Source organism: Streptomyces sp. NPDC048415 (assembly GCF_040651675.1).
Lineage (GTDB): Bacteria > Actinomycetota > Actinomycetes > Streptomycetales > Streptomycetaceae > Streptomyces.
In genome coordinates, this window is the sequence record NZ_JBEZKJ010000054.1 from 1 (window position 1) to 12,181 (window position 12,181).

Genomic DNA, 12,181 nt, shown 5'->3' on the forward strand with positions numbered 1-12,181 from the left:
CCCAGCACCTTCCTAGGTGTCCGGACGGAGGAGGCCACACCACAGCCAGTGGTGCCCTACCTCCAAGCCCGGCCGTTTACGACCGGGTCAAGTTGACGGCGAGTTGGTGCGTGCACTGCCCGGCACCTTGCGGGAGCACTCGGCTCGGCTGGGTGACAAGACCGCCTACCGGGACGCCCGTCGCGCCGTCACCTACCGGGAGTTGGAGGAGCGCACCGGCCGGCTGGCGGGGCATCTGGCGCGGCTCGGCGTCCGGCGCGGCGACCGGGTCGCGATCCATCTGGGCAATCGGGTGGAGCTGGTGGAGAGCTGTCTCGGCGCGCTGCGGGCCAGGGCGGTCGGTGTACTGCTCAACTCCGCTGCGTCCGAAGAGGAGTTGGCGTACTTCCTCGACGACAGCGGCGCGGTCCTGCTCGTCACTGAGGAACCGATACCGCCGCGCGTCGCCCGACTGACCGGGACGCGGCCCGGGTTACGGGTGGTGGTCGTCGGCTCGGACACCCTCCCTTCCGGTGCGCTCGCCTTCGAAGACCTGGCCGTGAGGGGTCCCGGCCGACCGCCCCGCGATGACCTGGGCCTCGACGACCCGGCCTGGATCCTCTACACGTCGGGCACCACCGGTGAGAGCAAGGGTGTGGTCTCCACACAGCGCTCGGCCCTGTGGTCCGTGGCGGCGGCCTATGTGCCGGCGTACGGGCTGCGGGAGGAGGACCGGCTGCTGTGGCCCCTGCCGATGTTCCACTGCTATGCCCACTCGCTGTGCCTGCTGGGCATAGTCTCGGTGGGTGCGAGCGCCCACCTCCTCGACCGGGGCGCGAACGTCGCCCAGGCACTCGCCGCCGAACCGTTCACCGTGCTGGCCGGGGTCCCCGCCACCTACCGCCTGCTGCTGGACTCGCTGCGGGAGACACCGACCCCCGTGCCCTCCTCTCTACGGGTGTGCGTCACCGCGGGCGCGCCCTGTCCGCCCGAGCTGCGGGCGGAGGTCGAGGGAGCCCTCGCCGCTCCCCTCCTCGACGGGTACGGCTCCACGGAGACCTGCGGGAAGATCGCGGTCAACCGGCTCGACGGGCCCCGGGGTGACGCCTCCAGCGGCCCTCCGCTGCCGGGGATCGCGGTGCGGCTGGCCGATCCGTCCACCGGTGCGGAGGTCGCGGAGGCAGACGAGGGAGAGATCTGGGTCCGTGGGCCCGGCCTGATGACCGGCTACCACCAGCGCCCGGACGCCACCGCGCAGGCGTTCACCGATGGTTGGTACCGCACCGGGGACCTCGGCCGACGCGTGGCGCACGGTCATCTCCAGGTCACCGGCCGCGTCAAGGAGCTGATCATCCGGGGCGGTGCGAACGTCAACCCGGCCGAGGTGGAGCGGGTGTTGCTCACCTGCGCCGGTGTCACCGACGCCGCCGTCGTCGGCCGGCCGCACGACGTGCTCGGCGAGGTGCCGGTCGCTTTCATCGTGCCAGGCCCTGACGGGATCGACACGGAGCGGCTGCTCGCCGCCTGCCGGGAGCGGCTGTCCGGGTTCAAGGTGCCGGACGAGATCTACGAGACGGATTCCGTCCCCCGTACCCCGTCGGGCAAGATCGTCCGGCCGGCGCTCGGCGAGCGGCTGGCGGAGCGGATCGCCAGGGACCGGGCGGCCGCCTCGGATGTGCTGCGCGAGCGGCTGGCGGTGTCCGACGCCGTGCTGGACCTGGTGCTGGACGAGACCGCACGCACGGCCGGGGTCCCCGCGCACTCCCTCGATCCCGACCGGCCCTTCACCGAGGTCGGACTCACCTCGCTCGGCGGAGTGCTGCTGCGCGACCGGCTGGGTGCGGCGACCGGTCTCGACCTGCCCGCCACACTCGTGTTCGACCACCCCACGCCCAAGGCCGCGGCGGCATGGGTGCGCGACGCGCTCCGCGGCGACGTACGCCCCCAGCCGGCGCGCACGTCCGGCGGCGGATCGCGTACAACACCCGAGGAATCTCGGGAGCCGATCGCCGTCGTGGCCATGGCCTGCCGCTACCCGGGCGGCGTGGAGTCCCCCGAGGACCTCTGGCGGCTGCTGGAGGAGGGCACCGACGCGACCTCCGACTTCCCCGCCGACCGCGGCTGGGACACGGCCGGCCTGCACGATCCCGATCCGGACCGGCCGGGTACCTCCGTCACCCGCAGGGGCGGCTTTCTGCACCAGGCCGCCGAGTTCGACGCGGCCTTCTTCGGCATGTCGCCCCGCGAGGCGCTGGCCACCGATCCACAGCAGCGGCTGCTGCTGGAGACCGGCTGGGAGCTGCTGGAGCGGGCCGGACTCGACCCGTCGGGACTGCGCGGCAGCGACACCGGCGTCTTCGTCGGCGTGATGCACGCCGACTACGCGGGCCGCCTGCTGCACCGCGCCGGTCACGAGCTGGAGGCCCACCTCGCCCTCGGTTCGGCGGGCAGTGTCGCCTCCGGCCGGATCGCGTACACCCTGGGGCTGCGCGGGCCCGCCGTGACGGTGGACACCGCGTGTTCCTCGTCCCTGGTGGCGATGCACACCGCCGCGCGGTCCCTGCGCGATCGACGAGGTCGCCTTCGCGCTTCCCTTCACCTTCGAACACGACGACTACGTCCAGATCCTCACGGACATCGCCACCAAGCTCGGCCCGGCACTGGGCTGGCGACCGGCGGCCTGAACCTGGCGTTGCGAACTTACCCCTGAGTACCGGGAAGTTGCGCCGGAAGGACCGTGACCCCCCTCCCACCGTCCGGAAGATCATTGTTACGGTTCACCGATGTCTGACTCTTCACGCGACACCGCCGAGGGCGCCGGCTGGGGCACTCCGGAACTCGGGGAGTACAAGCGTCTGATGCCGTCTCGGGTCGAGAAGCTCTCGTGGCTCAACCCGAAGACGCTGTGGCCCGCGCGCAACGGCGTGCTGGCGTCCTGGTTCGGGGACCCCACGGGGCGCACCCGCAGCCGCTGGGTGGAGCAGCGGAGGGCCGCCGGCGCGCCCGCCGACGCGGTGGTCCGGCGCGCCGCTCCGGACCACTTCTCCTTCATGGTCATCGGGGACACCGGCGAGGGGGACGATCCGCAGTACGCGGTGGTGCCAGGCTTTCTGAAGGTAAGTCAGGGAACGGACTTCGCTGTCCTCGCCAGTGATGTGATCTATCCGGTCGGCAGCACCGGCGACTACGGCACCAAGTTCTATCGCCCGTACCAGGACTACCAGGCACCCATCTACGCCATACCCGGCAACCACGACTGGTATGAGGACCTGCGGGGCTTTATGCGCGCCTTCTGTGACGAGCCGCCTCTCGCGCCGCAGGCCGAGTCCCGTCGCACGGTGGGGGCGTGGCTGCGCTCGTCGCTGTGGCACACACCGCGCACGCCCGACGAGCAACGGTTCGCCGAGGCACGGCAGTTGCGCTCCGCGGCCGCCCAACAGGCAGTCCAGCCGGGCCCGTACTGGGCCATCGATGCCGGACCGGTACGGATCATAGGCATCGACACGGGCCTGTTGGGGACCATCGACGCCGAGCAGGGTCGTTGGCTGCGTGAGGTGTCCCAGGGGGACACACCCAAGATCCTGATCACCGGATCCCCCTTGTACGTGGACGCCGAACACCATCCCTGCGCCATCGAGGGCGGCGGCACCGTCGACGACATCGTGCGCGATCCCGGGCATCACTATGTCGCCGCGATCGGCGGCGACATCCACAACTACCAGCGCTATCCGGTACGGGCGGGCGACCGCACCATCCAGTACGTGGTCGCGGGTGGCGGCGGGGCGTTCATGCACGCCACCCACACCATCCCTCGTGTTTCCGTCGCCCAGGTCACCGAGGCCGACTTCCGCTGCTACCCGCTGCGCGGCGACTCGCTGGCCTTCTACAGCAGGCTCTACGGACGCCGTCTGCGGATGAACCGCTTCTTCACGCTCACCGAAGCGCAGGCCATGGCCGTCATCGCCGAGCGCCTCGGCATTCCTCCGACGCGCGACCAGGGCACGCCCGTTCGTGTCACCTTGCGTACTCGCCTGGTGGCGAGTCTGCTGGGCGCCGGCGGCCGTCCCGACCGGACGTCACGCTTCCGCCTTCCTGTGCGCAAGGCCTACACCCAACTCTTCTCCCCGAGTTCGGCGACCTACAGCCCGCCCTTCTTCAAGTCCTTCCTGCGTCTGGACGTCACCCCCACCTCGATCCGGCTGCGCTGCTTCTCCGCCACCGGCAACCGCGACCACGAGATCGACCCGCCCGTGGAGGACGAGGTGACCATCCCGCTGCCTGACGCGCACCGGGACGCCACCTAGGGTTTGCCCGGCGGGTCAGGTCGCAGGGAAGCAAGGGTTCCTGATCGGCGCAGCTAGGGCCCTCGTCGTCTCGCCGTGCCTGTGGCGTGGTGGGGCGTCGGTCGCGGAAGGTGCGGCGCAGGTCGTCGACCCAGGCGTCGGGGACCTCCCACGGGATGACGTGGCCGCCGCCGTCGACGTGCGCGGTGAGGTTGTCGTGGTTGGACCAGTCGGCGCGGTCGCTGGAGAGCCAGTTGTCGATGCGCTGCTCGGTGGTGGCGACGCCGGGCGGATTCTCGTGGCCGACGAAGGTGATACCGGTCGGACCCTCGACGACGGGCCGACGGTCGTGGGAAGGGGCCCCCGGGTAGCGGTTGGCGTTGGCGGGCGTCGCTCCATCAGTCCATCGCGTTCCAGCCTGCTGACGAGCTGGGTGACGGCGGGCAGGGTGACGGCGGGCAGGGTGATCTGCTCGCTCGCCTTCGGCGTGGTCGGTCCCCTCAGTCCCTGAGGCGGTCTATCTGCCTCAGTCCCTGAGGCGGTCTATCTGCCTCAGTCCCTGAGGCGGTCTATCTGCCTCAGTCCCTGAGGCGGTCTATCTGCCGGATCTTGTTGGTCGCGTCCAGGGCGGCCACCTTGTAGGACTCGGCGAGCGTCGGGTAGTTGAACACGGCGTCGACCAGGTAGTCGACCGTGCCGCCGCAGCCCATGACGGACTGGCCGATGTGGATGAGTTCGGTGGCACCGGTGCCGAAACAGTGCACGCCGAGCAGTGTGCGGTCGTCGGGCGAGACCAGCAGCTTGAGCATGCCGTGCGAATCGCCGATGATCTGCCCCCGGGCCAGTTCCCGATAGCGGGAGATGCCGACCTCGAAAGGAACGCATTCCTCGGTGAGCTGGTCCTCGGTTCGCCCGATGAAGCTGATCTCGGGGATGGTGTAGATGCCGATCGGCTGCAGGTCGTGCATCCGGTTCACCGGCTCACCGCAGGCGTGGTACGCCGCCGTACGGCCCTGTTCCATCGAGGTCGCCGCCAGCGCGGGGAAGCCGATGACATCTCCGACGGCGTAGATGTGCGGCACCTCGGTGCGATAGTGCTCGTCGACCGTGATCCGACCGCGCCGGTCGGCCGACAACCCCGCCTTGGCGAGGTCGAGTTCGTCGGTGAGGCCCTGGCGGCCCGCCGAGTACATCACGGCGTCCGCGGGGATCTTCTTGCCGCTCTCCAGGACCGTGAGGGTGCCTCGGGGGTGGCGTTCGACCGCGGCGACGGTCTCGCCGAAGCGGAAGGTCACGGCCAGATCCCGCAGATGGTACTTCAGCGACTCGATCACCTCGACGTCGCAGAAGTCGAGCATCCCGGGACGCTTCTCGACCACCGTGATCTTGCTGCCGAGCGCGGCGAACATGGAGGCGTACTCCATGCCGATCACCCCGGCCCCGACGATGACCATGGAGCGCGGGACCTGCTCCAGGTTCAGGACATTGTCCGAGTCCATGATCGTCCGCCCGTCGAACTCGACGCTCGCGGGCCTGGCCGGACGGGTACCGGTGGCGATGACGATGTGCTCTGCGCTCAACTGCCGTTCATCGCCGTTCACTTCGTGCAGGGCGATGGTGTGGTCGTCCACGAAGCGGCCGGTGCCCGCGAAGAGGGAGACGTGGTTGCGGGACAGCTGACTGCGGATGACGTCGACCTCACGGCTGACCACGTGCTCGGTCCGCGCGGTCAGGTCGGCGACGGTGATGTCATCCTTGAGGCGGTAGCTCTGGCCGTACAGATCGCGCTGGGTGAGACCGGCGAGATAGAGAACCGCCTCGCGCAGGGTCTTGGAGGGGATGGTCCCGGTGTGGATGGAGACCCCGCCGACCATGTCGGGGCGGTCGACGACGGCGACCCGGCGGCCGAGCTTGGCCGCGGCGATGGCGGCCTTCTGGCCGCCCGGGCCGGATCCGATGACGAGCATGTCGAAGTCGGGCACCTCAGGAGTCTGTCAGCCCGAGGCCTTCCCGGAAAGGGCGAACCGGTGATCGTTTGTCCAACTGTCGGTCACGACAGGCCAGTTCACCGACGTCTGTGCCGGTGCAGAAGCCGATGACGCCCGCCGTATAGCCCTGGCCGTCGGGCGGCGGCGGCGCCGCAGTCCGAGCGTGCTTGCGCTGCGTGCTGCGAGGGCCGGCTGGACTGCGCCGGAAACCCGCCGTGGGCACACGGCGGGGTTCGGCGCGGCGGGAGGGATGTTACTCGCCCACGACGCCCGAGGACGCGATGACGATCTTGGAGCGGGTGGCACCGGAGCGCGAGCCCAGGGACTCGATCTTCCTCACCAGGTCCTCGCCCTCGACGACCTCGCCGAAGACGACGTGCTTGCCGTCGAGCCACGGCGTCAGCACCGTGGTGATGAAGAACTGCGAGCCGTTGGTGTTCGCGCCGGCGTTCGCCATGGACAGCAGGAACGGCCGGTCGTGCTTGAGCTTGAAGTTCTCGTCGGCGAACTTCTCGCCGTAGATGCTCTTGCCGCCCGTGCCGTCGCCACGGGTGAAGTCGCCGCCCTGGAGCATGAAGTCCGGGATGACCCGGTGGAAGCCGGAGCCCTCGTAGCCGAAGCCGTGCTGACCGGTGGCCAGCTCGCGGAAGTTCTGCGCCGTCTTGGGGACGACGTCGTCATACAGTTTGAAGACGACGCGGCCCGCGGCGTCGCCGTCGATGGTGATGTCGAAGAAAACGTTGGTAGACATAAGGACATCCTGTCACGCGTCGGCGCGCCGCCGCGGAACCCCCGTACGAGACACTACGAGACACCGCCACTGCCGACTGAGCCGCCCATCGCGACGAGCGGCGGCGCCTGGTTCGCCGACCCGATGACAGGGCGGCGTCGAGTCGATGTCACGGGTGCCGATGGCCCCCGGCACGGCGAACCCCCGGACCAGCCAGCCGCCACTCAGGCAGTCCATTCCCCTTGGGCCCTCGCGCGTCTCCCTCCTCGGCCGGGGCCGCGGAAAGGGAGACCCGCGGGACGCGATCCCCAAGGCAAGGGAGCTGCTGGGTGAATCGTGCACAGCCGTCGCCGGTGTCGGCTACATTCGGGAATCCTCGGCACCGGCGCCTTTGGGGTGACGCCACGTCGAGGAGAATCGCGGAGCGCCCAATGCACCAGTCCGAACTTCCTCCACCGGTCACAGCACCGATGCAGGGGGGACTCGCCGACAGTCTCTTCGAAACGGCACGCCGCACCCCCGACCTTCCGCAGATCGCGCGCCGCCCCGACGCCTCCTCCGCCGCCTGGACGCAGGTGACCGCCGTCGAGCTGTGGGGCGAGGTGGTCGATCTGGCCCGGGGGCTTGTCACCTCCGGCATACGGCCCGGCGACCGCGTCGCCATCATGGCGCGGACGCGCTACGAGTGGACGGTGCTCAGCTTCGCGCTGTGGTCGGTGGGCGCCGAGATCGTGCCGATCTATCCGACGTCGTCGCATGAGCAGGTCGCGTGGATTCTGCGGGACGCGCACTGTGTCGCTGTGGTGGTGGAGGACGAACAGGGCGTCATGACGGTCGGCTCGGCGTGTGCCGCGCTCCCGTTCCTGCGCCATGTCTGGCAGTTGGACACGGGAGTTCTGTCGCGGCTGGCCGAGCGGGGTCGTGCGATACCGGCGAGGACGGTCGACTCGCTCCGCAGGATCGTGCTGCCCGACTCCACCGCGGTCATCGCCTACACGTCCGGTACGACGGGACAGCCCAAGGGCTGCGCGCTGACCCATCGGAGCCTGGCGAGCCCGTGCGACACGCTGCTGGAAGGCTGGAGACACACGGCGGCTCCCCCGGGAGAACAGCCGGCCATCCTCGCCTTCCTGCCCTTCTCGCACGTGTACGGCCTGATGATCCAGGGGCTGTGTCTGCGCGGCGGCCTCCTGATGGGGCACGAACCCGATCTGCGGGAGGAGGCGCTTTCCGCGGCGCTGCTGTCCTTCCGGCCGACCTACTTGTACGCGGTCCCGTTCGTCTTCGAGAAGATCTACAAGAACTTCCTGCGGACGGCCCAGCGGACGGGCCGTGGCACCCTGTTCGAGCGTGCTGTCCGTACCGCCCAGGACTTCGCCGTCGCCGAGGAGCGTCATCGGCTGGGCCGGGGCCGCGGGCCCGGCTTCGATCTGCGCCTGCAGCACTCCCTCTACGAGAAGACGGTGTACAAGAAGCTGCGGGCCGCGCTGGGCGGGAGGGTGTGCGGCGCGGTGTCGGGCGGCTCACCCTTGAACCGTGAACTCGCGCTCTTCTACGCGGGCATGGGAATCTTCGTCCACGACGGATACGGACTGACGGAGACGAGCGGCGGAATCACCATGCAGCCGATCGGGCGCGAGAAGTTCGGAACGGTCGGACAGCCCTTGCCGGGCACGGACATTCATGTGGCCGACGACGGTGAGATCTTCGTCTGGGGGCCCTCGGTTTTCCAGGGATACGTCAACGACGTCGAGGCCACTGAGGCCTCGTTCCAGGACGGTTGGCTGGCGACGGGAGACATCGGCCGTCTCGATGCCGAGGGATATCTGACCATCACCGGGCGCAAGAAGGACATCATCATCACCAGTGGGGGCAAGAGTGTGGCCCCCGCGGCTCTCGAGGAGCGGCTGCGCGTCCACCCGCTCATCCATCAGGCCGTGGTCGTGGGCGACAACCGGCCCTGCGTGGGCGCCCTCATCACACTGGATCCCGAATTCATCACGCACTGGCGCGCGGCCCGGGCCAAGGGGGAGACACCGGCCCGGGACGCGCGCGAGGAGAACGAACTGCGGGAGGAGGTCAGACGCGCGGTTGCGGCGGCCAACAGCACCGTGTCCCGCTCGGAGTCCATTCGGGTCTTCCGTGTCCTGCCGGAGCCCTTTGACATGGCCAACGGATTGCTGACGCCCTCGATGAAGTTGCGCCGGGACGAGATCTCCCGGCGGTTCGCCGCGGAGATCGAGGCGATGTATCAGACGTCTTCGCGCCTTCCGCGGGAGTATGCGCACAGCGAGCCTTCGACCTGGGACGACTCCGACAACGTATTCCGGTGAATGGATCGGCCGTAGTCGCGTCGCGGGACGTACGTGCCTCCCAGGAGGGACCTCAGAGGTGTGACGCGGCTCCTGGCTTCAGGCTGCTGGGTGGTGGTGTTCATGCGTACACCTTGCGCCGAGGCAGCCGGGGCAACCAGATCCCTCCCGTGAGCAGGACCGGTGGTCCTGGTACCGGCCGCACCACGGTCAGTGGGAATAGGCGCTGAGGGGCCGGTCACCGCCGGCGATCATCACCTCTCGACCGCGTCCCGCGAGCGCACCCACCCCCACAGGGCCACCGAGCTGACCGCGGCGAAGGCGCACCAGGCCGAGACGAACTCCAGCCGCCACAGTGCCCAGCAGGTCGCCGCGCCCACGGCGACCAGGGCACCGAGCAGCACGAGTCCGCGATCGCCGGAGAGCAGCAGCGCGCCGACGGTGGCGAGGAGATAGCCCGCGATGAGCACTTCCGGGTGGGACAGGTCGACAACGTAGCCGACGGTGTGACCGCGGATCTCGGCCGTCACGGGACGGGTGACGAGGGCGTGGGCGAGCACCGCGGTGGTCGCGAGGCCGGAGGCGAGCGGGAGCGTCAGCCGGGGCCGGGCGTCGCGCGGCGCGGCGCACCACACGCCCACCGGAACCCACAGCGCCAACACGGGGAGGGCGATCACGGCCCAGGCGACGGTGGCGGTGCCGCTGCCTCCGCCGGCGTTCCAGACCAGGGACTCGACGATCTGGTGGGCGCCGAGCAGCAACGGCAGCGCGGCCAGCGGGAGGTCCGCTCTGCGGCGGGCTTGCGTCACACAGGCCACTCCGACAGCGGCGATCCCGGCACCGGCTGCCAGATCGGCCGTCGCACTCCAACACATCGCGTCACCATGGGTCCGCCGTCACAAGATCCCGCCTTACGGTGACCAACGCTACGGCGCCGCGCCACCATGCCCGGCGTGGACACGAAAGTCACCGGGCCCCGGTCCCGTCCCCCGGGACCGGACCACGGCCCGCCCCTGGCATGCTGCCCCCATGTCGACACCCATGCGGCCGAGTCCGCCCACCGTCACGGCCGGCTCCCTCATGCCGGTCAACGGCCTGCGCATCCAGGCGCGTCGGCTCAGTCAGCGGGTACGCGGGGCCGGGCTCGTGTTGCGTGACGTGTCGTTCGACGTCGAGCCCGGGCAGCTCACCGTGATCGCCGGGAGCAGCGGCGCGGGCAAGACGATCCTGCTGCAGACGCTCGCGGGACTGCGCTCGCCGGCCGACGGTGAGCTACGGCACGACGGCGCCCGACCCGGCCCACCCGGGCGGGAGTTCGGGTTCGTACCGCAGGATGACATCATCCACCGGGAGCTCCCGCTGCGCCGCACGCTGCTGTACGCGGCGGAGCTGCGCCTGCCTCCGGGCACGCCGGCCGAGACCGTCGCGGTGAGCGTGGACCGGGCCTTGGAGACCCTCGGCCTCTCCCATCGGGCGGCGACGCCGGTGCGCGCGTTGAGCGGCGGCGAGCGCAAACGGGCCTGTATCGCGGTTGAGTTGCTCACCCGGCCGCGGGTGCTCTTCCTCGACGAGCCGACCTCCGGCCTCGACCCGGTCACGGGAGCGGCGCTGCTGCGGACCCTGCGGACGCTGGCGGAGGACGGCACCACCGTCGTGCTCACCACTCACGTCCTCGCCGACCTGCTCCACTGCGACCAGGTCGTGTTCCTCTCCCCCGGCGGCGAGGTCGCGTTCGCCGGCGAACCGAACGCTCTGCGCGGGGCGTTCGGGGCCGACACGGTCGAGGAGGTGTACCAGGCGGTGGCCGACGGCGTACGCGTCGAGCGCCCCGCTCCTGAAGACATCCAGCGCTCTGAGTCCACGTCACCTCCCCCCAAGCCGGTGCGGGTGGGTGCCGTTCGCCAGTGGGCGCTGCTGACCCGTCGCGGTACGGCACTGCTGCTGCACAACCGGCTCTCGGTCGCCGTCCTGGCCGGTTCACCCGTGATGATCGTGGCGATGTTCGCGGTGCTGTTTCGCGCGGGAGCGTTCGATCGCTCGGCACCGGACCCCGGATCCACCGCGATGATCATGTTCTGGATCGCGTTCGGCGCGTTCTTCTTCGGGCTGACGTACGGGCTGCTGCAGATCTGTACCGAGCTGCCCGTGCTGCGTCGCGAATGGCTGGCGGGGCTGCGGATCGGTCCGTACGTCGCCTCGAAGCTCACCACCATGCTTCCGGTGCTCGCGGTGGCGGACACGCTGCTGCTGGTCGTGCTGCGGGCTGTGGACCGGCTGCCCACGGCGGGCTGGGGAACCTACGGTTCGCTGTTCGTGTCGAGCGTGCTGGCCTCGACGGCCGCGCTGGCCCTGGGACTGCTGGCGTCGGCGGCGGTCTCGGAGCCGGGGCAGGCGACCCTCATGCTGCCGCTGCTGTGCTTTCCCCAGGTGCTGTTCTCGGGGGCCTTCGTGCCGGTGCCCAGGATGACGGCTGCCGGGGAGGCGATCAGCTGGGCGATGACCAACCGCTGGGCGTTCGAGGCGCTGGGCGGCGGGGTCGGCTTGGAGACGCTGTGGCGCGCGGGCGGCTCGCCGCTGGGTCCGCCGCTGCTGCACTCGTACGGGGACTCGTTCGGTCATCCGGCGAGCCGCGGCTGGGTGATCCTTGCGGGCTTCACGCTGCTGTTCCTCGCGGTGACGTGGGTGGTGCTGGTGCGCAAGTGCCGGGAGGGGACGGTGCGAAGCCGGGAGGGGCGCTGAACGGAACCCGGGGCCTGATCGCCGCGGCGGCTGACGAGCAGGAGGTTGCGCACGCCGTGCGTCTCGATCACGTGCCGCGCCACCACGGCGCCCAACGCACCCGTACCGCCGGTCACCCGTCCGGCGGCCCCGCCCACGCCCCGGCGGAGG

At 70.2% G+C, this 12,181-nt stretch carries 6 protein-coding genes and 3 pseudogenes; 5 read left to right on the forward strand and 4 right to left on the reverse strand.

Translation table 11 applies throughout. The features are described 5' to 3' along the window. Positions 1–106: 106 nt before the first annotated feature. The 3 genes and pseudogenes from AB0D27_RS29040 to AB0D27_RS29050 form a co-directional block, all read left to right on the forward strand. A pseudogene (locus tag AB0D27_RS29040) lies at positions 107–2,491 on the forward strand (AMP-binding protein); the annotation flags it as partial. 55 nt (positions 2,492–2,546) lie between these two features. Then, a pseudogene (locus AB0D27_RS29045) lies at positions 2,547–2,663 on the forward strand (LLM class flavin-dependent oxidoreductase); the annotation flags it as partial. Between the two features lie 99 nt (positions 2,664–2,762). Further along, the gene (locus AB0D27_RS29050; protein ID WP_362514792.1) at positions 2,763–4,283 is read left to right on the forward strand and encodes a metallophosphoesterase; all 1,521 of its coding nucleotides are present in this window, start codon (positions 2,763–2,765) and stop codon (positions 4,281–4,283) included. Positions 4,284–4,840: 557 nt separating this feature from the next. Here the strand turns inward: AB0D27_RS29050 and sthA are convergent. Further along, positions 4,841–6,244 (reverse strand): Si-specific NAD(P)(+) transhydrogenase, encoded by a 1,404-nt coding sequence (sthA, locus tag AB0D27_RS29055; protein WP_362514795.1) that lies wholly within the window; start codon positions 6,242–6,244, stop codon positions 4,841–4,843. A 259-nt stretch (positions 6,245–6,503) separates the two neighbouring features. Next, positions 6,504–7,001, reverse strand: a complete 498-nt coding sequence (locus AB0D27_RS29060; protein WP_362514798.1) for a peptidylprolyl isomerase — start codon at positions 6,999–7,001, stop codon at positions 6,504–6,506. A 410-nt stretch (positions 7,002–7,411) separates the two neighbouring features. Here AB0D27_RS29060 and AB0D27_RS29065 point away from each other — a divergent pair, with 410 nt between their 5' ends. Next, entirely contained in the window at positions 7,412–9,313 is a 1,902-nt protein-coding gene (locus AB0D27_RS29065; protein WP_362514801.1) for an AMP-dependent synthetase/ligase, read from the forward strand. A gap of 233 nt (positions 9,314–9,546) precedes the next feature. Here the strand turns inward: AB0D27_RS29065 and AB0D27_RS29070 are convergent, their stop codons facing one another. Continuing rightward, on the reverse strand, positions 9,547–10,167 hold the full coding sequence (locus tag AB0D27_RS29070) for a DUF6629 family protein (protein WP_362514803.1): 621 nt from the start codon (positions 10,165–10,167) through the stop codon (positions 9,547–9,549). Between the two features lie 154 nt (positions 10,168–10,321). Between AB0D27_RS29070 and AB0D27_RS29075 the strand changes: the two genes are divergently transcribed. Then, complete coding sequence (locus AB0D27_RS29075; RefSeq protein WP_362514806.1) at positions 10,322–12,031, forward strand: ATP-binding cassette domain-containing protein; 1,710 nt, start codon at positions 10,322–10,324, stop codon at positions 12,029–12,031. 38 nt (positions 12,032–12,069) lie between these two features. On the opposite strand, the pseudogene AB0D27_RS29080 reads toward AB0D27_RS29075, so the two are convergent. After that, positions 12,070–12,168: pseudogene (locus AB0D27_RS29080) on the reverse strand (hypothetical protein); the annotation flags it as partial. Positions 12,169–12,181: the final 13 nt, after the last annotated feature.

Coding starts and splice junctions, on each gene's coding strand:
- AB0D27_RS29070 (WP_362514803.1), bottom strand. CDS start 10,167: ATGTGTTGGAGTGCGACGGCCGATCTGGCAGCCGGTGCCGGGATCGCC.
- AB0D27_RS29060 (WP_362514798.1), bottom strand. CDS start 7,001: ATGTCTACCAACGTTTTCTTCGACATCACCATCGACGGCGACGCCGCG.
- AB0D27_RS29075 (WP_362514806.1), top strand. CDS start 10,322: ATGTCGACACCCATGCGGCCGAGTCCGCCCACCGTCACGGCCGGCTCC.
- AB0D27_RS29065 (WP_362514801.1), top strand. CDS start 7,412: ATGCACCAGTCCGAACTTCCTCCACCGGTCACAGCACCGATGCAGGGG.
- AB0D27_RS29050 (WP_362514792.1), top strand. CDS start 2,763: ATGTCTGACTCTTCACGCGACACCGCCGAGGGCGCCGGCTGGGGCACT.